Here is a 20,497-nt window from a genome sequence, read left to right as displayed (position 1 = left end):
AACCCCTTTCAGGGGTTCAAGGCTCCTTCCTGTAATGAGTCAAAGACTGGCCCGCTCCTCCAGCGCGTTGAAAGCTGCCATCGGATGATCGAACCGCCCGCTGCTGCGACTTAGTCGATTCCACATTTCGTCCGAAGTACCCGCCTCCTCCAACAATCGCCAGACCCTTGTCTGTAGCGACAAGTAACTGATTTGAAAGTCGGCCGTCAGACTCAATCTGTCCATGACGGCTAAAAACCGAGTGCCAGAAGGCTTGCCCGCCAGTTGCTGCCAAAGCGCAAGCCGGGACTGTTGCAACGCTGCGTCACAGTCTCGTAGCCATACTGTCGGCGATCCATAGTCGGCACCGGGCGCGCCCAGCCATAAATTGATTCCTGTTGCCTCTCGATGACTGATCAGCCGGCGAAGCGTGTCTTCGTCGGTCAGCGGATTCCCCCATAGCAGCACGCGATCGTCTGCAACCGCCTGGTTTATGACCGCGGGAGGAACTCGGGTGATCTGGTTGTCACGTAAATCCAGGGACGTCAGATAAGGCTCATCCTTGATACCGATCGGGCATCGGCTGATGTAGGTATTTCTCAGGTTGAGCTGACGTAGATCGTTCAAGTCCAACACCAAAGGGGGCACACCCAGCGGGTTGTCGCTCAAGTCCAGCGATTGCAGGCGAGTCAGGTTACGCAGCCGGGACGCGGCGCTTTCACTGAAAACCAACTGTGTAGCACTCAGGTTCAGCGAGCGAAGGTGTTTCAATTGTTCGATGGCGGGCGGCAGCGAGTGACCTGTATCTCCCGCCACGAAGTAGTGACGCAAGTCCACGTTTTCCAGATTCAATATCTCAAGGTTTGGAAAGCCCTCGAGAAACCCGTTCAAGCTGTCTTCCTCGGTCAGATGGAAGCCCTTCATCAACAACTCGGTCACGTCGTCGAACCGCACATTCAACGCAGGCAATCGGTGATAATTTTCAAAGTTCATATCCAGCGTGGTATTTGGGGAGCCACCACGCTTTTGCCATACGGCGACCAGTTCTTCAGAGAGTTCCGTCCTCAGGGTTCGCTCGTCCTCCATTTCGTCCATCAGCAGCTGGACGTTGTAGGTCGAGATTTGTGCAGGGCTAAAGCCCTGCGCCGCCTCATCGCCAGCAACCAGAAAAGGAAGGTCCATGTCATCGACATCCTGGGGAACCTGATCTATCCAACCGCTCAAATCCGTGTTGAGTTGCTGTAATTGCTGGTTTAACCCATCGATGTAGGCTTGCGCAGCATTACCCGCTCGTTGCAGGGCTTCATCGGCCTGCGCAACGGTGAAGTCGGGATAAATATCCATGAGTTGCAACCTCATCATCTCGTGGGTCAGGGCGGTGCCTTGGGAGGTCGACGGATAACCTCCACCCCTCAGCCCCCGAGCCTCGAACGACAGCCCGCTGTCCATGCGTTGCAACCCGAGCAGGGTTTGCGACCGAGGCAGCGCCACCGCGCCGATCTTGAGTCGTAGCTCATTGGCGGGGTCATCGGATATCAGGTGCAGGGACGAGCGTTCGTCTTCTGACAGGGCTCCGAGGATCGCCTCATAGAGGTCAGATTGCCTGCCTTGCTGCTGATAGCGATCTCCATCCCTGATGATGCTTCGACAGTGAGCGTCATCGAGCGAACCACTGCGATCCAGCACCTGGCCGGCAGGCGAACGGTCAAGAATGTCTATTCGAAGATCTCTGGGCCATCCCGGCAGATGCTGGAGCGAATGCAGTGCCAGCGTGTCTGTCTCGGGATTGTGGAACGAGCGAAGGTAAAAGCCTTCGTAGGCACGATTGAGCCGGACATGTTGTTGATACTGCCGGGCCTTGCTGTCCAGACGCTTGATCACCTGCCTGACCTCGACAGCATCTGGCGCCTTGCGGACATCTACGCCGTAGCGGTCGAGCATTTGCTCAATGGCGCTTTTTGGCAGCCCTGGATACTCCCGCTGAAACAGCCGGACCCACTCATGCTCCGATTGCTGCAGTGAGGCATAACGACTGCTGAATAACCCGGTTTTCCCGGCCCCAGCCAATTCCTGATCGAGTTTGAAGCGACTGATCGTGTCGGCCAGCAATGGCGTCGGGGGCCGACCGGTGTGTATCAAGCGCAGCAGGTCGTCATCGACCGCACTGACCTTGCCGATCTGCGTCAGCACTTCATCGCTGAATGACGCCACCGAGGGGCCGATGCCGCGGATCAGTTCCAGCCGCGACAGACCGGAAGGCGCTGCCACACTTTCCTGCGTCGAGGTGACGACGATGTGTTCACCTCGTGAAAGCGTCTCGGACGCTGCGCCTTCAACTCGGGCATCCCGCCCCGCGCCTGCCAGCGGCAGCGCATTGAGCAAGCCAAATACCGTGCGGGTGATGCCCTCTTTGCGCTGGCTCGACGTCTCACCGTTCACGGCTTGATCCAGCCCATAACCGGCGTCTATGAGCCCGGCCAGCGCCAGTAACCCCTCTCCCCCCGGCACAAACAGGGCCAAAGGCCCGAACCGGTTTATCCATTGCACCACCGGTTCGACAACCGCGCTCAAATTGTCGCGGTTGACTTGCGCGTCGTCCCGGATGGTTTTGACGCTTTCCCGGGCGGCCTGCTTCATGGTCAAAACCAGCTGTGCAAACGGATCGGTCGCGGGTGGCTGATCGTCGAAACCGATGTACTCGGCGGGATCCCAATAACCATCATTGTTGAAGAACCCGGCATTGCTGGTCAGCCAGTGCTTTCGGGGGTAAATCCCCATGCCGTCCAGCGCCGTCAGTACGCCGGCGTGGAACGTGCCGTCCTGTCGGTCATCGTCGGCAAAATGGGCAGCCAGCGCCTGCTTCGTGTTACCGGCATGGCTCTGTTTCACCACCCATTGGTGCAACTGCGAAACGTCGGCGAAGTCATGCAAGGGTGAAGAGTTGCCCGGGATGTACATCAACACCCGGGGGCTGGCGGCGACACGAAAGGTCCAGATGTCGATTGCGGTGTAGCGATAGAGTGTTAATCGGCTGGCCGTGACCCGAGGTGGAATTCGGGTCGGCGCTCGAAGCGCTTCGATTGTCAGCGTTTCCCACGCCTGATCCACCGGCAAACCTGCGGCCTGAAAAGCGAGCGCCAGGCCTTTTTCACTCAGGCGTTGTTCATGCCGCTGCAGCCAGGCGCACATGAGAAATGCGGCTTTGACCGATGTCCTCAACGCATAGGGTTTCGGCGCAAAGAGCGTCTCGTCGGACGGCCAGGCCTTATCGAGATAGGCCTTGTACAAACCCGGCAAATCCAGCTCCCAAACCCACTGTTTGAAGTCGGCGGGTTTTAAGCGGATTTGCGTTGCCGGCCCATAGGTTTGCGCCTTTGTTTGGCGATAAATGCCTTCATAAGTCTGGTGATTGCCGCTGCCGTGGTCAGCGAATTCATCGACATTCTGCACGATCCGGACAGACGGCCCGATGTCCGGTGGTGTGTATAGGCCGAACGCGGTTTCCGCGAAACGTCCGTCACCCACGGTCTGATAATTGGACAGCAGCGCCTGTAACAGCGTCTGCGAATGTGCCACTTGCCCCTGTTGAATGCCGTCCTGGGCAGGATGCCCCTTGTAGTTGTAATCGAGCGTAACCAGCAAGGCTGTCTGCGGATCAATGTCCGCTCCCCACTTTTCCTTGATCAAGTGTGCGCCAAATTGATCAGGGGTTTGCGGCAGTGCGATGTTCACGGCGGCGGCGAGTTCGCCACGCATTCGTAACATTGGCGACGGGCTCGGGCCAGCATCGTTTTGGTCAGGGTGGTCGGTCATGTGCAATCCGTTGCAATCATTTGGAACACCACCCTACCCAGCCTTCAATCAATCGGATGCAGGAGCAAGTCGACAGCCGGCTTAGGAGATTTCGTCACCTCAGGAAGGAATTTGCACGGATCTGAAGCAAAAAAAAACCGGGACTTGAGCCCCGGTTTTTTTGTTTAAAACGATGATGAGATGTCGATTACCAAAAGCGTTGCTGAGTCAAACGGCTCCACCAGGTCAGCAAAACACGATCGACCGAACCGCTGGCCGCCATGCCGATGCGCTCTTGCAAACTTTTGCGCTCGGAATAGTGCAGATGAAAGAGCTCCGCATTTTTTGCCCGCTCGGCAAGGTATTCATCGCTGGTTTTGAGTTCGTCGACCAGTTGTTTGTCGAGGGCCGCGACACCGAGCCAGATTTCACCGGTGGCCACTTCATCAATGGCCAGTTGCGGGCGATAGCGCGCGACGAAGTTCTTGAACAACTGATGGGTAATGTCCAGGTCTTCCTGGAATTTTTCGCGGCCCTTCTCGGTGTTTTCGCCAAACACAGTCAGGGTGCGTTTGTATTCACCGGCGGTCAGCACTTCGAAGTCGATGTCGTGCTTTTTGAGCAGGCGATTGACGTTGGGCAGTTGGGCCACCACGCCAATGGAGCCGAGAATCGCGAATGGCGCACTAATGATCTTCTCGCCGATGCAGGCCATCATGTAGCCGCCGCTGGCCGCGACTTTGTCGATGCAGATGGTCAATGGCACGCCAGCATTGCGGATGCGCGCCAGTTGCGAGGACGCCAGGCCGTAGCTGTGAACCATGCCGCCACCGCTTTCCAGGCGCAGCACCACTTCATCCTTGGGCGTGGCAAGGGTCAGCAGCGCGGTAATTTCGTGGCGCAGATTCTCGGTGGCCGACGCTTTGATATCACCGTCGAAATCCAGCACGAACACGCGCTGTTTGGTCTCGGGGGTTTTCTTTTGCTTTTTCTCGGATTTGGACTGGGACTTGCGAAGGGCCTTGAGCTGGTCCTTGTCGAGCAAGGTTTGCTCCAGGCGTTCGCGCAACCCTTTATAGAAATCATTGAGCTTGCTGACTTGCAAATGACCGGCCGACTTGCGCCGCCCCTTGCTGCGCAACGCCGCAAAACTGGCCAGGACCACCAGAATGGCGATCACCAGTGTCACGGTCTTGGCCAGAAAACTGGCGTACTCAGACAAAAACTCCACAGTGACTCCTTCATTACTAAGCGCGGCTTGAACACGCGCGGGATACCTCCAGCATACCCATGCGCCAGCCCGGCGACCAGCCGTGCAACCTCTGGTAACAGGCCCGTAACGGCCATTTCAAACAAGCGTATGTTTTTTCATTGACAGCTCCGCGCCATCCTCATAACCTCGCCAAACCTTCAACGTACCGGGACGACGCGGACGTGGGCAGTATCTATTTGATTCGACATGGCCAGGCCTCCTTTGGTGCAGACGACTATGACGTCCTGTCGCCGACCGGTATTCGCCAGGCGGAAATCCTCGGCCAACACCTGGCCGAGCTGGGTATCAGCTTCGATCGCTGCCTCTCGGGCGACCTGCGCCGTCAGCAGCACACTGCCAATAGCGCGCTGGAACAGTACGCCGCAGTGGGCCTGCCGGTGCCGACCCTGGAAATCGATTCCGCCTTCAACGAGTTCGACGCCGACGCGGTCATTCGCGCGCTGCTGCCGGCCATGTTGGAAGACGAACCCGAGGCTCTGGACGTCCTGCGCAATGCCGCGCAAAACCGCGCCGAATTCCAGCGCATCTTTGCCCTGATCATCGAACGCTGGCTCACCGGCACCTATGACACACCGGGCCTGGAAAGCTGGCTGGGCTTCGTTGAACGCGTACAGGCCGGTTTGCAGCGAATCCTGGAAAGCGCCGACAGCACCCAGAAAATCGCCGTATTTACCTCCGGTGGCACCATCACCGCCCTGCTCCACCTCATTACCCAAATGCCGGCCAGGCAGGCATTTGAGCTGAACTGGCAAATCGTCAACACCTCGCTCAACCACTTGAAGTTCCGTGGTCGCGAGGTGGCACTGGCTTCCTTCAACAGTCATGCGCACCTGCAGTTGTTGAAGGCCCCGGAACTCATCACGTTTCGCTGAGTCCGGATTATTGTGACCCTGGCTGTAATCACCCAGCTCTAATTACCCAAGAAAGGATCGAACCATGACCTCCGTAGCTGATGCCGTACAAGCAATGAAAGCCAAGTTCAACCCAGCCGCTGCTGCCGGTCTGGACCTGGTTTTCGGTTTCCGCATCGACGACACCAAGAACTTCTCGCTGATCGTCAAAAACAGCACCTGCGAGCTGCAAGAAGGCGAAAACCCTGACGCCCAGGTCACTCTGGTCATGGACGGCGAAACCCTGGAAGGCATCGTTGACGGTTCGACCGACGGCATGCAAGCGTTCATGGGCGGCAAATTGCGCGCTGAAGGCGACATGATGCTGGCGATGAAACTGTCCGAGCTGTTCCCGAGCTAAGACTGCGCTCCCGACCTTCGGGAGCCCGTCTCGCTACCAACGAATCCCGTCCCTTGTGGCGGGATTCGTCGTTTTCCGCCCCGAGAAAACGGCTACCTGCGCATTCACCGTCTATATTCCTTGTGGCCGCATGCGTCAGGCAGTGGCTGATTGCCCCTCGACCCAATTGCGCGGAGCACGGCCATGACCCCGCCTGACGACTCTGACGGTTTTAACCGCCGACGTGTACTGCAAGGCCTTTCGGCAGGCGCTGTCGGTGCCTGGATCAGCCCGTTATTCGCAGGGAGTAAAACCATGCCCGACGCCCCGGCCGACCTCATTCTGTACAACGGACGCCTGCACACCGTCGATCGCAAAAAACCCCAGGCCAGCGCCGTCGCGATCAAGGACGGGCGCTTCGTGGTGGTCGGCAGCGATGCACAGGCCATGGCCCTGCAAGGCCCCGGTACGCACATCGTCGACCTGCATGGTCGCACGGTGATTCCCGGTCTCAATGACTCGCACCTGCACTTGATCCGTGGCGGCCTCAATTACAACCTCGAACTGCGCTGGGAAGGCGTGCCGTCACTGGTCGATGCCTTGCGCATGCTCAAGGACCAGGCCGATCGCACCCCCACGCAGCAATGGGTACGGGTGGTCGGGGGCTGGAATGAATTTCAGTTCGCCGAGAAACGCCTGCCGACGATTGATGAACTGAACAAAGCGGCGCCGGACACACCCGTGTTCGTCCTGCACCTCTACGATCGCGCCCTGCTCAACCGCGCCGCGCTGAAAGTGGTCGGTTACACCCGCGACACTCCGAACCCGCCTGGCGGTGAAATTGTTCGTGATGCCAACGGTGATCCCACTGGCATGCTGATCGCCCGGCCCAACGCGATGATTCTCTACTCCACCCTGGCCAAGGGGCCCAAGCTGCCGCTGGAGTATCAGGTCAACTCGACCCGCCAGTTCATGCGCGAACTCAATCGCCTCGGCGTCACCAGCGCCATCGACGCCGGCGGCGGTTATCAAAATTATCCGGACGACTATCACGTCATTCAGCAATTGGCCAAAGACCAGCAGCTCACGGTGCGCATTGCTTACAACCTGTTCACCCAGAAACCCAAGGAAGAACTGACCGACTTCAAAAACTGGACTAGCACTTCGCACTACGGCCAGGGTGACGATTTCCTGCGGCACAATGGTGCCGGGGAGATGCTAGTGTTTTCGGCGGCGGACTTTGAAGACTTCCTCGAACCGCGCCCGGATCTACCGCAAACCATGGAGCAGGAACTGGAACCGGTGGTCCGGCATCTGGTGGAACAGCGTTGGCCGTTCCGCCTGCACGCGACGTACAACGAATCCATCAGCCGCATGCTCGACGTGTTCGAGAAGGTCAACCGTGATATTCCTTTCAATGGTTTGCCATGGTTTTTCGATCATGCGGAAACCATCACCCCGCAGAACATCGAACGGGTAAAAGCCTTGGGCGGCGGCATTGCGATCCAGGACCGCATGGCCTTCCAGGGTGAATACTTCGTCGACCGTTACGGCGCCAAGGCCGCTGAACATACGCCACCGATTGCACGCATGCTGGCTGAAGGCATCCCGGTCGGCGCGGGTACCGACGCCACGCGCGTATCGAGCTACAACCCGTGGACCTCACTGTATTGGCTGGTCAGCGGCCGCACCGTCGGCGGACTTGAGTTGTATCCCCAAAGCTTGAGCCGCGATACGGCACTTGAGCTCTTTACCCACGGCAGCGCCTGGTTCTCCTCGGAACAAGGCAAGAAGGGGCAAATCAAAGTCGGGCAATTGGCCGACCTGATTGCGTTGTCGGCGGACTACTTCCACATCGAAGATGAAGCGATCAAATGGATCGAGTCGGTGCTGACCATTGTCGACGGCAAGATTGTGTATGGCGTCCAGGAGTTCGAAAAACTCGGGCCACCGCCGATCCCGGTGGTGCCTGAATGGTCACCCGTCACCAAGGTGCCGGGGCACTGGAAACCCGTGGCACCGCTGGCGGCGCAAGTGCATCAATGTGTTGGCGCTTGTGCAGTGCATGCCCATAGCCATGAACGTGCCCGACTGTCGAGTGCGCCGGTCAGCGACTTTCAGGGATTCTGGGGAGCGTTTGGCTGTTCGTGTTTTGCGTTTTAAGCGCAGACTCGCCACCGGTGAGGTGTAAACCTACAATGGCCGCACCTTCCCCGTCGGCCGCCCCATGGACATTGATCTCGCCCGCACCTTTCTGGAAATCGTCCGCCACGGCAGCCTCGCCGCGGCGGCCGAGAAGCTTCATGTCACCCAGACCGCGATCACCGCACGCGTGCAGAAACTTGAAAGCCAGCTCGGTAGCACGCTGTTTGTGCGCAACCGTGCCGGCGCGCGCCTGACGCCCAATGGCGAGGCCTTTGTGGTGTACGCCAATCAACTGGTCGAAACCTGGGAAGCGGCGCGCCGGGACTTGCCCTTGCCTGAAGGCTACCGCGATGTGCTGCACATCGGTGGCGAGGTCAGTCTGTGCAACCCATTGATGCTCAGTTGGGCCGGCGAGCTGCGCGAGAAAATTCCCAGCCACGCCCTGCGCATGGAAATCCGCGACGGCGAAAACCTTCTACGTCAGCTGGAACTGGGCGTGCTCGATGCGGCGCTGGTCTATCAGCCAGAGTACTGGCCGCGCCTGCAAGTCGAGCAGGTACTGGAAGAAAAACTGGTGCTGGTGCGCTTGGCGGGCAAGCCCGATCCCTACGTGTACATCGACTGGGGCCCGGATTTCCGTCGCCAGCACGATGCGGCCCTGCCGGAAAAAGCCAAAGCCGCCCTGAGCTTCAACCTCGGCCCGCTCGGTTTGCAGTACATCCTGGAAAACGGTGGCAGCGGCTACTTCCGCACGCGCGTGGTCCAGAGCTATCTGGAAAGCGGTGTACTGGAAATCGTGCCCAAGTCCCCGGAGTTCAGCTACCCGACCTACCTGGTGTATTCGCGCGATCGTGACTCGGCAACCCTGCAACAGGCATTCGATTTGCTGCGCGAAGTGATCCAGTCCGATGAAGACTGGTCGCAGCGCTGGAATCCGCTGACCTGAACACACCGGATCATGGCGTTTGTGTCCTGTAGGTTGCTCCAGCCTCTGCGGGCAGATCAACTAATCTGCTGGTTATAACAATAACCAGAGGTGACCGCAGTGAGGCAGACCACCCAGGCATTCCGAAGCCGCTATCGCGCCGACATTCATCCGCTGTACAACCCCTGGCTGCACGGCGTCTTTGTGCTGGTGTTCGGATTGCTGGCCATCGGCGGATTCTGGAGCACCGTGCATCAGGTCAAGCCGCTGGAATGGCTGGCGGTTCCGATTACGCTGTTGTTTTTCAACCTCGGTGTGTATGGGGTGCACCGACATCTGGGCCATCACAAAAAGCGCTTTGCGCGGATGTTCTACGCCCGCCATGCCGGCGACCACCACAGCTTTTTCGCCCCCGGGCACATGACCTATGACAGTGCCCGGGATTGGCGGGTGATCCTGTTTCCAGCCTGGCTGATCGTGGTGCACACCGTCGTCATCACCCTGCCCCTTTGGTGGCTGCTGGCGCAGTTCGACAGCAACGTCGCCGGTCTGGTCGGCGGTTGTCTGGTCCTGGGTTACCTGACCTATGAAGTGTTTCACGCCTGCGAGCACTTGCCGCCCGGCAACCCGATCACGCGTCTGCCGTGGATTCGCCAGATGCGCCGCCTGCATGAACTGCATCACCGCCGCGAGCTGATGCAGGAGCGCAATTTCAACATCGTGTTTCCGCTGATGGATTACCTGTTCGGCACCCTCTACTGGGAACCGGACCAGCCCTCCCTGCCCTTTTCGAGAACGCCCATGACGCGCATGCAGCACCAGATCGCTATCGCTGGAAATCCGATGGACGTGCTCGCCTATGCCAGCACCGTTACCCGTTGGCCGGAGTGGCATCCGTCTTCCCTCAAGGTTGACGGTCCGGCCGGCCCGCTGCACGCTGGATCGCGGTTTGAGGAAGACATCCGGGCCGGGGGTCGCGACGGGCATTTGAGTTGGGAGGTCAACGAATACCTGCCGGGACGCCGCTGGAGTGCCTGGGCACAAGGCGATCACGGCTTGTCGCTGACGGTGACTTACGAATGCGCAGCGGACGGTGACGACACGCAATTTATCCGCACGCTGGATTATCAATTCGCCGGCCTCGGAATGCGCATTGCCAATCACTTGCTGCTCAAACGGCGCATCGAACGTGAATCCGCCGAATCGATGCTGGCCTTGCGAGAGATGGCGCAAAAACAGCTGACCGCCGCCGGAGCCCACGCGTGAGCAGAATCAAGTTTCGACATGGACTGTTGCTGTTACTCATTGCCCTTGGCGCCTTCCTGTTGCTGTGGCCAACCAAGGTAAAACCGGTCGCCTGGAACCCGCCACCGGCCCCTTCCCTTACCAGCGGCGTCTACGCTGACAATCAGCGCCTCAAAGGCGTGGAGCGTGTCGGTCCGGCCGACATTGCGGGGCCGGAAGCCCTGTTGCTCGAGGGCGATACGCTGATCACCGGCTTGCATGACGGTAAGTTGATTCGTACGAGCATCGACGGCAAAGACACCAATGTGCTGGCCGATACCGGTGGCAGACCCTTGGGCCTGGCGCGCCACCCCAATGGTTTGCTGGTGATCGCGGACGCCGTTAAAGGGCTGCTGTCCCTGGACGCTCAAGGCCGGTTGATCCCGCTGTCCACTACGGCGGGCGGCGTGCCTTTTGGTTTTACCGATGACGTAACCATCGACAAGTCCGGGCATTACGCCTATTTCAGCGACGCTTCCAGCCGCTGGGGCTACGGCAAGGATGGCGAGGCGATCATCGAGCACGGAGGCGATGGCCGTTTGCTGCGGTATGACTTTCAGACCGGGAAAACCGACGTGCTGCTGGACAAGCTCGAATTTGCCAACGGTGTGACACTGGGGCCGGACGACGCTTTTGTACTGGTCAACGAAACCGGCGCCTACCGTATCAGCCGCTTTTGGCTGACCGGGCCGAAAGCCGGCACGCATGACCTGTTTATCGACAACCTGCCAGGGCTGCCGGACAACCTCGCGTTCAACGGCCAGAACCGCTTCTGGGTAGCGCTCTATGCACCGCGCAATGCGCTGCTCGACCGCACGGCGCCTCACCCTCACGTGCGCAAAATGATTGTCCGGGCGATGACGCTGCTGCCTAAACCGGTGGAAAAGCGCGCCTTCGCCCTGGGGCTGGATCTGGACGGCAAGGTGATTGCCAACCTGCAGGACGCCAGCAGCGGTAACTATTCACCGATCACGACGGTGCGCGAGTATGGGGACTGGCTGTACTTCGGCTCGCTGAAGGCGACAAACATGGTGCGACTGCCGCTCACCACTGCCCTCCAGAAATAACAAAAATCAAAATGTGGGAGCCGGGCTTGGCCGCGATGGCGGCCAGCCTGATACATCAATGTCGCCAGTGCCGTCGCCATCGCGGGCAAGCCCGGCTCCCACAGGGGTTTGTGTGGGTTATTCGGAATCTGGGGCGTCAGCGGTTTCGTCGTGCTTGCGCGCAGTGTCGTCATCCTCTTCATTCGGATGGGTCGTGATGCGGTTCGGGCTCAACGGCTGGGGATGCGTCGGAATCGGGTCATAGCCGCCCTGCTCTTCGCTGGGGTATTTGGCTTTGCCGGGGATAGGGGGACGGGTCATAAGGCACCTCTCAGGGAGTCGATAACGATGACTACTGACTTTCGAGGTGCCGGTTTTTACGTCGTTCCAAATTTTGCGTCACCGGTCGTCGGTGGCTCGATTCGGCGCCTCAGGACTTCGCCTGCAATTGTGCGACGATCTTGTCCTTGACCTGCACGCGCTTCTCCTTGAGCTTCTTCAGCACATCATCGCTGGGCGCATCGGATGTCGCGGTCTCGGCCTTCACCACATCGGCGTCCGCCTGGGAATATTTGTTGATCAGCGAATCCAGTAACGGATCCTTGGTGCGTTTTTGCTGGATCTCTTCCTTTGAAAGCTTTAAGTCCTGATACAGGTCATGGGACACCGGCATGGAACACCTCCGTTTGATGATCGGTAGCAAACGCGATCAATTGCGCTTACCAACTATCAGAATGGCCTCGGATACCGGGTTCTGTCGACCACCTGTCAGACCAGCGGTGCCCGTTCGTCGTCCTGTCGCAAATACGGTAAAGCTTGAGCAAAGGAGTTCAACCATTAAGGACGGTGCGAACCATTCGGGTAAGCGCTTGGGGCCCGTAGGGCTTGCTCAGCAAATGCGTGTCGGGGCTGAGTAGGTGGTTGCGCGAGATAATGTCGCGGGTATGGCCCGAGGCGAACAACACCGCCACCGGGGGAATTTGCACTTTGGCCCACGCGGCCAGGTCCGCGCTTTTGATCAGGCCAGGCATGACCACGTCAGTGAAAATCAACTCCACGGCCGCCCCCTCCAGCAATATCTGCATCGCCTGGTCGCCGTTGGCGGCCGTCAAGACGTGGTAACCCTCTTCGCACAACAACTCCACCGCCGAGGCGCGTACCGCTTCGTTGTCTTCAACCACCAGAATGGTTTCATGGCCGCCGCGGTGCTGCGCATCAAGCGGCGTCGTTTCGCTGGGCAACGGGCGCAGGCTGCGTGGGAAATACAACTGAACCCGAGTGCCCTGCCCCTCAGTGCTGGAAATCTCGATGTGCCCGCCGCTCTGTTTGACGAAACCGAACACCATGCTCAACCCCAGCCCCGTTCCCTGGCCATCTGCCTTGGTGGTGAAAAACGGCTCGAAGGCCTGGGCAAGCACCTGCGGTGGCATGCCGATACCGGCGTCTGTCACCGAAACGCAGACGTAGTCGCCGGCAACAATGCCCTTGCCCGCACAAAACGTTGAGTCGAGGACGATGTGTTCGGCACTCAGACCGATGGTCCCCTCACCTTTCATGGCGTCACGGGCATTGATTGCCAGATTGAGAATGGCGTTCTCCAGTTGATTGCGATCAACAAAGATGTGCCAGGGATCCTGCGGGGCACTGACGTTGATCTGAATGGTTTCCCCCAACGCCCGCTGCAACAGCTCCGCGAGGCCGTCGAAAATCTGCCGTGGATGGCACACAGCGGGTGACAGTGGCTGGCGACGGGCGAACGCGAGCAATTGCGAAGACAATTTTGCGCCACGTTCGACGGCGGCAATCGAGGCATTGACCCGGCGCTGTACGTTGGCATTGTCCGGTTCATGCCGCGCCAGCAAGTGCAGGTTGCCGGCGATCACCTGCAACAAATTATTGAAGTCGTGGGCGACGCCACCGGTGAGACCGCCGATGGCTTCGAGTTTCTGTGATTGGCGAAGTTGCTCTTCGGCGGCCAGCCGCGCGTCGACTTCATCCGCCACACGTTGCTCCAGGTTACGCGTGAACCTGAGCAACGAATCTTCGGCAGTCTTGCGTTCATGGATGTCGATCAAGACGCCGGGAAAGCGGAACGGCTCGCCCTGCTCATTGAACTCGCAACCGCCGCTCGCCTGCACCCACAGGTAACTGCCGTCCGGGCGCAGGACACGATATTCGGCATTGAACGACTCACCGGTTTCTACCGATTTATTAACCTGCTCCTTTACCCAACCGAGATCGTCGGGATGGATCTGCGCTTCGGCAACCTCCGTGGGCAGGTTGCTCAGGTCCTGATCGGCGGGATAGCAGAAGGTGCGGGCAAAGCGCTCGTCGCCAGACAGCTTGTTGGCCTTGATGTCCCAGACGAACGAACCCAGCAAGGCTCCGGCATTGAGCGCCAGGCGAACCCGTTCGTTGTCGGCGCGATAGGCATCTTCGGCAGCCTGGCGGCGGCGTTCGGACATCACATGGCCCGTGGTCTCGACCACCATCGCCATGACACCGGCCGGCTTGCCACTATCGTCGGCCACCGGGCTGTAATAGAGGTCCAGCCAGACGTCTTCGGGAACGCCGTCGCGCAGCAACACCAGTTCTTTATTGCTATAGGACAAGGTGCCGCCCGCCAGGCAGGTATTGACCACATGCCGATTGAACTCGGCGACTTCCGGCCAGCCCATTTCCACCGGGGAACCCAACAGATAGGGATGGCGGCCACCGGCGAATCGGGAGTAGGCATCGTTGTAGATCATGTACCCGGTGCGGCCCCACAGCATCACCATCGGCAGGGGTGAAGCCAGCATCAATTGCACAGAACTGCACAGGCTTGCGGGCCAGGTGTCGAGGCTGCCCAGTTCGGTCTGGCACCAGTCGAAGGCGCGAATACGCCCGGCCATTTCACCGTTCCAGCCAGCACACCCGTGGCTTTCGTCTAGAAACTGCATCGATTGGCTCTATCCCGGTCATTGACACCCGTTTGTTTCGAGCATTGCGCACGCAATTCGTTTCATAGAGGTATAGCTGATTCAAATCCTCCGGGCACTTGTGGCGAGGATGCCCCTCTAGCCAAAGGTCAGCGGAAATCCCGGCTGTGCACGGTGATGCCGTCGAGCAATGCACTCAGGTCGCTCAAGCGTCCGGCAATCAGGTGGCGGACCTCGCCTTCCTTTTCCCAGCGGCCATCGACCTTGAGCAGCTGCGAGCCGACCAGCACCTGGCGTTGCCGCTCGGCCAGGTCGCGCCAGACCACCACGTTGACATTGCCGAACTCGTCTTCCAGGGTCACGAACGTCACGCCACTGGCAGTGCCTGGCCGTTGCCGCCCCGTCACCAGGCCCGCGATGCTGACCGGCCGCCCGTGTTCCACCGCCATCAGCTCTTGCGAACTGCGGCAGCGCCGGGCTTTCAGTTCACCGCGCAGCAACGCCAGCGGATGCGGCCCCAGAGTGGTGCCGACACTGGCGTAATCCGCTTGCAGGTCTTCGCCGACCGTGGGTTTGGGCAATGCCACCGCGTCCTCCTCCTGACTTGGCAGGCCGGCAAACAAACCGAGTTGCTTTTGCACCCCCGCCACCTCCCAGCGAGCACGATGCCGGTCACCGGCCAACCCCCGCAACGCACCGGCATCGGCCAGTTGTTCCTGGGCGCGGGCATCGAGCCGTGCGCGCTGACCAAGGTCGGCGATGTCGACAAACAGCCCACGCGAGCGGGCCACTTCAATACGCTGGGCATCGTCTTCGCGAAAGCCCTTGATCATCCGCAACCCCATGCGAATCGCCGGTTGCGCGCCGATGATCGGCTCCAGGCTGCAATCCCAGTCACTGGCGCGCACATCCACCGGGCGAATCTGCAAATGATGCCGGCGCGCGTCTTGCAGAATCTGATCCGGGCTGTAGAACCCCATTGGCCAGCTGTTGATCAGCGCACAGGCGAAGGCCGCCGGCTCATGGCATTTCAACCAGCAACTGGCGTAAGTCAGCAAGGCGAAACTGGCGGCGTGGGACTCGGGAAACCCGTAGCTGCCAAACCCCTTGATCTGTTCGAATATCTGCGCGGCGAATTCGGCCGTGTAGCCGTTTTTCTTCATCCCGGCGGCCAGTCGATCCTTGTGCGGCTCCAACCCGCCATGGCGCTTCCAGGCGGCCATGGAACGCCGCAACTGATCGGCCTCGCCGGGGCTGTAGTCGGCGGCGACGATGGCGATCTGCATGACCTGTTCCTGGAACAGCGGCACGCCAAGGGTGCGTTTGAGCACCTCCTTCAATTCTTCGAAGGGATAGCTTTCGGGCTCTTCCTTGTTTCGACGGCGCAGATACGGATGGACCATTCCGCCCTGGATAGGGCCGGGGCGAACGATCGCCACCTCGATCACCAGATCATAGAACTTGCGCGGTTTGAGCCGGGGCAACATCGACATCTGTGCCCGGGATTCGATCTGGAAGACACCGATGGTGTCGGCACGGCCAATCATGTCGTAGGTGGCCGGGTCCTCGGACGGGATCGTCGCCAGGCTCAGGTCAAGGCCTCGATGGCGACGCAGCAGATCGAAACAACGGCGGATCGCGCTCAGCATCCCCAGCGCCAGAATATCCACTTTGAGCAACCCGACCGCGTCCAGGTCGTCCTTGTCCCACTGAATGATCGTGCGCTCGGCCATGGCGGCGTTTTCCACCGGCACGAGGCTGTCCAACGGTTGCTCAGAAATGACGAAGCCACCGGGGTGCTGGGACAAGTGCCGGGGGAAACCGATCAACTGTTGTGTCAGGCTCAGGACTCGACGCAGCACCGGGCTTTCGGGGTCGAACCCGCCTTCGAGCAGGCGCTCCACGGGCGGCGTTGCATCACTCCAGTGACCGCAGCAATCGGCCAGGGCGTTGATCTGATCCGGCGGCAACCCCAACGCCTTGGCCACGTCACGCACCGCGCCGGCCGCGTGATAGGTGCTGACCACCGCCGTCAACGCCGCGCGCGTACGGCCGTAACGCGCAAACACGTACTGCAAGACTTCTTCGCGACGTTCGTGCTCGAAGTCCACATCAATGTCCGGCGGCTCGTTGCGCTCCTTGGAGAGAAAACGCTCGAACAGCATGTTCATCCGGTCCGGGTCGATCTCGGTGATGCCCAAGGCGAAACACACCGCCGAGTTGGCCGCCGAGCCCCGGCCCTGACAGAGAATTTTTTCGCGCCGGGCGAAAGCGACGATGTCCTGAACCGTCAGGAAATAGCTTTCGTAGCCCAGTTCGGCGATCAGCTTCAGTTCCTTATCGATCAGCCCGCGCACCTTCTCGCTCGCCCCTTCGGGCCAGCGTTCGCGAAGGCCGCGCTCGGTCAGTTCGCGCAGCCAGGACGCGGCGCTGTGCCCTTGCGGCACCAACTCCCGGGGATACTGATAGCGCAACTGGCCAAGGTCGAAGGTACAGCGCCGGGCAATGGTCAGCGTTTCATCGAGCAAGGCTGGCGGGTAGATCGATTGCAACACATCAAGGCTGCGCACATGCCGCTCGCCATTGGGGTGAAGCCGCAACCCGGCCTCGGCCACCGACAGGTGATGACGGATGGCCGTCATGGTGTCCTGCAAGGCGCGGCGGCCACGGGTGTGCATGTGCACATCGCCGCTGGCCACCGCAGGGATCCGCAACTCCCGCGCCAGGGTCAACAGCGCCTCCAGGCGCCGGGTATCGTCCTGGCCGCAATGCAACTGGACGCTCAGCCACAGGCGTTCGGCGAAGGTCTGTTGCAGCCAGAGGCCCGGTTCGACGTCATCGACAGCGTCTGGCACCCACAACGCCAACAGCCCCGGCATCGGTTCGCTGAAGTCTTCGCGCAGCACTTGGTACTGGCCTTTCTGCGTGCGGCGGCGCGCCCGGGTAATCAGGCGACACAGGGTCTGATACCCCTCAAGGCTCTCCACCAGCAGCACCAGTTTCGGGCCGCCGTCGATGCGGATTTCGCTGCCAATAATCAGCGGCAGCTCCACCGACTTGGCGGCTTGCCAGGCGCGGACGGTGCCGGCCAGCGTGCATTCATCGGTAATCGCCAACGCTTGATAGCCGTGCTTTTTGGCGCGTTGAAAGAGTTCAAGGGCACTGGAAGCCCCGCGCTGGAAGCTGAAGTTCGACAGGCAGTGCAACTCGGCATAGTCGATGCTCATGCAAACCAGCCTTGCAGCCACAGAGGACCGCTCTCGCCGACCGCACGATAAGCCCAACCCTGCTGGCCGGAACGGGTTTCGATCAGGTAGTAGTCGCGGCGCACGTCGTCACCGTCCCACCAGCCCGACTCGATGCGTTCCGGGCCCATGAGGATGCGCGTCGAACCTTCGTGGATCGCCTGCGGTTCCGTCAGCAACCAGCCCGGACGCAGCACACCTGGCAACCCTGTGCAGCGTTGGTTGTCGGCCCGCGCCTGCCACGCGCACTCCGGCCGGTGGTCGGCCTGAAAGCGCAAGCCCTGCACCGCGTCATCCCCAAGCCGCGCACGCAAGCGTTCGCGCAATTGCTCCCACGGCAAGGACTGCTGCGGCCGGTCGTCGAACAGTTCCTGGCGCTGGGGGACGAAGCTGGGCAAGTCTTCGGCGCACAACCGAAAACCGCGCACCGGGGCGTCGACCTGCACCTGCTCCAGCCGCCCCCGGGCCAGTTCGAAGAGCATCGCCGGATCGCGCTCAGCGCTGAGCAGGCCTACCTTGATCACCGAGTCCGGCAAACCGGCGTGTTCCAGGTGCAGGTCGAAACGCTGCACACCGCTGTCCCGACCGCAGAGAAATGCCGACAGATCGCCGGTCAATCGGCGTAACGGAAACAGCAGCGCCTGATGCGACTGCACGTCGAAGTTGAGCTCGATGCGCACGTCGAAACGGTCCGGCGGCAGGTAGAACGCCAGGGCCAAGCGCCGTTCACCGAACAGCGCGTCCAGGTGCTTGAGCACCTGGGCTTCGAAACGCCGGGCCAGACTTTGTCGTGGCAGCGCCTGCACCTGACTCAAGGTGCGCAAGCCCATGCGCGACAACGCCGTGGCCACTGCGGGCTCCAAGGCGATGCGGTCGACGGGCAATTGCCCGAGATGGTGCTGCAAGGCGTCGTTGTCCGGCACCACCAGCCCGTCATACACGTTGGCCAGTACCCGCGCGGCCACCGGGTTGGGCGCCGCGACAATCCGATGGCGAAAACCCAGCTCGCCGAGCTCGGCGCGCAACCGCGCCTCAAACGTTGGCCAGGGCCCGAACAGCCCCAGGCTGGATTCGATTTCAAACACCACGGCACGCGGGTAATGGACGCTCACCTGGGAGCTGAACCGATAGGCCCACGCCGCCAGAAACTGTTGCCAGTGCTCGATCTCGGCGGCGTCGTATTCGGCCGTGGCAAAGCCTTTGCTCAAGGCTTGCGCGGCGGTCATCGACTGGCCTGGGCGCAGGCCCAATGCCCGCGCCGAGGCGTTGACCGCTTGCAACACCCGACGCTGCGCCGGGCCGGTCAGCAGGGCCAGCGGCGCCTCGGGATTGGGGCGCTGACGCAGCACCGCGTCCAGCGCCAATTGCGGGAAGAGAATACAGACCCAGCGCATGGCAACCTCAATGCCCCACGGGGAAGGCAATCGGCGCCGAGCGCGCCAGCCCGCCCCGGCACTTGAGCACGCGCAATTGCGCGGGGTTGGCGTCGATGGCGATGCGCAGGGCGGCGGGCGACGGGTTGATCGCTTCATGGAGCGAGCGGTAGGCAAACGCCAGGGTCGAACCGGTTTCCGCCGCCACCTGCAAGCGACGCAACGCCCGGTCATCGGCCTTGTGCGGCCAGCACAATACGGCGCCGCAACTGCCTGAACGCAGGCATTGCTCCGCGGCCCACAAGGCATCGCGCTCGCTGGCCTGGATGATCGACAACTGGCGCAGATCGACCCCGGCGTTCTGCCACGCTTGTGGATACGGCACATACGGCGGCGCCACCAGCACGATGCGCTCGCCCGCCGCCGACAACCGCGCCAGCGCTGGCCACACCAGTTGCAATTCACCCACCCCCTGCCCGGCCAGGAGGATTTCGGTCAGCGCCGCTTCCGGCCAGCCTCCGGTGGGCAGCGCCGCATCCAGCGCGGCATGCCCGGTGGGTTGCGGGCTGACGGCCGGTGGCGCAGGCCGGCCCTTCCAGACCTGGCCGCCATTGAACAGCGTATCCAGCGCAACGACGGCGCCCATCACCCTTGCCTCACCAGACCGCAGAACACCCCTTCGATGGCGAGATCCTGACCGGGCTGCACGATGATCGGCTGATACGCCGGGTTGCGTGGCAACAGGCGAACCGTGTCGCCGACCCGCTCGAAACGCTTGATGGTGACTTCACCGTCCAGCCGCGCCACGACGATCTGGCCGTTGATCGCCTCGGGGTTGCGCCGCACGCCCACCAGATCGCCATCGAGAATGCCGTCCCCGATCATCGAATCGCCCTGAACCCGCAGCATGTAATCCGGCACCCGCGAAAAGATTGCCGGGTCGAGCAGCAAACGGCTGTGCACCTCGGCGTCGGCACCGATGGGCGCACCGGCCGCCACCCGGCCGAGTACCGGAATGTCCAGCAACTCGGGGCGCGCCGGTTGCCCGAGCAGGCGAATGCCACGGGCCTGATGCGGGTTGACCTCGATGAAACCGGCCTCGGTCAGCGCCAGCACATGCTTGCGCGCCACGCTGCGAGAGGCAAAACCGAACGCCTCGCTGATTTCAGCAAGGCTCGGGGACTGACCGTGCTCCGCGATTCGGTCGCGGATAAACGTCAGGATGGCGGTACGACGGGGAGTAAGGTTTGTCATGGAGTACATTTGTACTCTTTTGGCATTTCC

15 protein-coding genes are annotated in these 20,497 nt (G+C 60.8%); 6 read left to right on the top strand and 9 right to left on the bottom strand.

Annotated features, from left to right (window positions below):
- Positions 1 to 39: 39 nt before the first annotated feature.
- The gene (locus C7534_RS01345; RefSeq protein WP_109784703.1) at positions 40 to 3,792 is read right to left on the bottom strand and encodes a dermonecrotic toxin domain-containing protein; all 3,753 of its coding nucleotides are present in this window, start codon (positions 3,790 to 3,792) and stop codon (positions 40 to 42) included.
- Between the two features lie 187 nt (positions 3,793 to 3,979).
- A complete protein-coding gene (gene sohB / locus C7534_RS01340) occupies positions 3,980 to 5,002 on the bottom strand; it encodes a protease SohB (protein WP_046027464.1) in 1,023 nt (340 codons plus the stop codon).
- A gap of 203 nt (positions 5,003 to 5,205) precedes the next feature.
- On the opposite strand from sohB, the gene C7534_RS01335 reads away from it, so the two are divergent.
- The 6 genes from C7534_RS01335 to C7534_RS01310 all read left to right on the top strand — a co-directional run bounded on the left by C7534_RS01335 (position 5,206) and on the right by C7534_RS01310 (position 11,695).
- The gene (locus C7534_RS01335; RefSeq protein ID WP_109784702.1) at positions 5,206 to 5,916 is read left to right on the top strand and encodes a histidine phosphatase family protein; all 711 of its coding nucleotides are present in this window, start codon (positions 5,206 to 5,208) and stop codon (positions 5,914 to 5,916) included.
- A 64-nt stretch (positions 5,917 to 5,980) separates the two neighbouring features.
- A complete protein-coding gene (locus C7534_RS01330; protein ID WP_007976511.1) occupies positions 5,981 to 6,295 on the top strand; it encodes an SCP2 sterol-binding domain-containing protein in 315 nt (104 codons plus the stop codon).
- A gap of 294 nt (positions 6,296 to 6,589) precedes the next feature.
- Positions 6,590 to 8,437 carry an amidohydrolase gene (locus C7534_RS01325; RefSeq protein ID WP_109784966.1) on the top strand — a complete coding sequence of 616 codons (1,848 nt, stop codon included), beginning with the start codon at positions 6,590 to 6,592 and terminating at the stop codon, positions 8,435 to 8,437.
- A 64-nt stretch (positions 8,438 to 8,501) separates the two neighbouring features.
- Entirely contained in the window at positions 8,502 to 9,365 is an 864-nt protein-coding gene (locus C7534_RS01320; protein ID WP_046027466.1) for a LysR family transcriptional regulator, read from the top strand.
- Positions 9,366 to 9,464: 99 nt separating this feature from the next.
- On the top strand, positions 9,465 to 10,610 hold the full coding sequence (locus C7534_RS01315; RefSeq protein WP_077430257.1) for a sterol desaturase/SRPBCC family protein: 1,146 nt from the start codon (positions 9,465 to 9,467) through the stop codon (positions 10,608 to 10,610).
- Positions 10,607 to 11,695, top strand: coding sequence for an SMP-30/gluconolactonase/LRE family protein (locus tag C7534_RS01310; protein WP_046027468.1), 1,089 nt, complete (start codon positions 10,607 to 10,609; stop codon positions 11,693 to 11,695). Before C7534_RS01315 ends, C7534_RS01310 begins: the two co-directional genes overlap by 4 nt.
- Positions 11,696 to 11,812: 117 nt before the next feature.
- On the opposite strand, the gene C7534_RS01305 is transcribed toward C7534_RS01310, so the two are convergent.
- From C7534_RS01305 to lexA, 7 genes are all read right to left on the bottom strand, one after another.
- Positions 11,813 to 11,995, bottom strand: a complete 183-nt coding sequence (locus tag C7534_RS01305) for a hypothetical protein (protein WP_046027469.1) — start codon at positions 11,993 to 11,995, stop codon at positions 11,813 to 11,815.
- A 109-nt stretch (positions 11,996 to 12,104) separates the two neighbouring features.
- Positions 12,105 to 12,347 carry a DUF465 domain-containing protein gene (locus C7534_RS01300; protein WP_046027470.1) on the bottom strand — a complete coding sequence of 81 codons (243 nt, stop codon included), beginning with the start codon at positions 12,345 to 12,347 and terminating at the stop codon, positions 12,105 to 12,107.
- Positions 12,348 to 12,504: 157 nt separating this feature from the next.
- Positions 12,505 to 14,616, bottom strand: coding sequence for a hybrid sensor histidine kinase/response regulator (locus C7534_RS01295; RefSeq protein WP_109784701.1), 2,112 nt, complete (start codon positions 14,614 to 14,616; stop codon positions 12,505 to 12,507).
- 128 nt (positions 14,617 to 14,744) lie between these two features.
- Positions 14,745 to 17,822: an error-prone DNA polymerase gene (locus C7534_RS01290; protein WP_109784700.1), complete on the bottom strand. Its 3,078-nt coding sequence runs from the start codon at positions 17,820 to 17,822 to the stop codon at positions 14,745 to 14,747.
- Positions 17,819 to 19,234 (bottom strand): Y-family DNA polymerase, encoded by a 1,416-nt coding sequence (locus tag C7534_RS01285; protein ID WP_109784699.1) that lies wholly within the window; start codon positions 19,232 to 19,234, stop codon positions 17,819 to 17,821. The genes C7534_RS01290 and C7534_RS01285 overlap by 4 nt, the downstream gene beginning before the upstream one ends.
- 7 nt (positions 19,235 to 19,241) lie before the next feature.
- On the bottom strand, positions 19,242 to 19,859 hold the full coding sequence (gene imuA, locus C7534_RS01280) for a translesion DNA synthesis-associated protein ImuA (RefSeq protein WP_109784698.1): 618 nt from the start codon (positions 19,857 to 19,859) through the stop codon (positions 19,242 to 19,244).
- The gene (gene lexA, locus C7534_RS01275) at positions 19,859 to 20,476 is read right to left on the bottom strand and encodes a transcriptional repressor LexA (protein ID WP_109784697.1); all 618 of its coding nucleotides are present in this window, start codon (positions 20,474 to 20,476) and stop codon (positions 19,859 to 19,861) included. The genes imuA and lexA overlap by 1 nt, the downstream gene beginning before the upstream one ends.
- Positions 20,477 to 20,497: the final 21 nt, after the last annotated feature.

Origin of the sequence: Pseudomonas sp. OV226, assembly GCF_003148705.1 — a bacterium.
GTDB lineage: Bacteria > Pseudomonadota > Gammaproteobacteria > Pseudomonadales > Pseudomonadaceae > Aquipseudomonas.
This window is presented reverse-complemented; position numbering and strand designations above follow the sequence as displayed.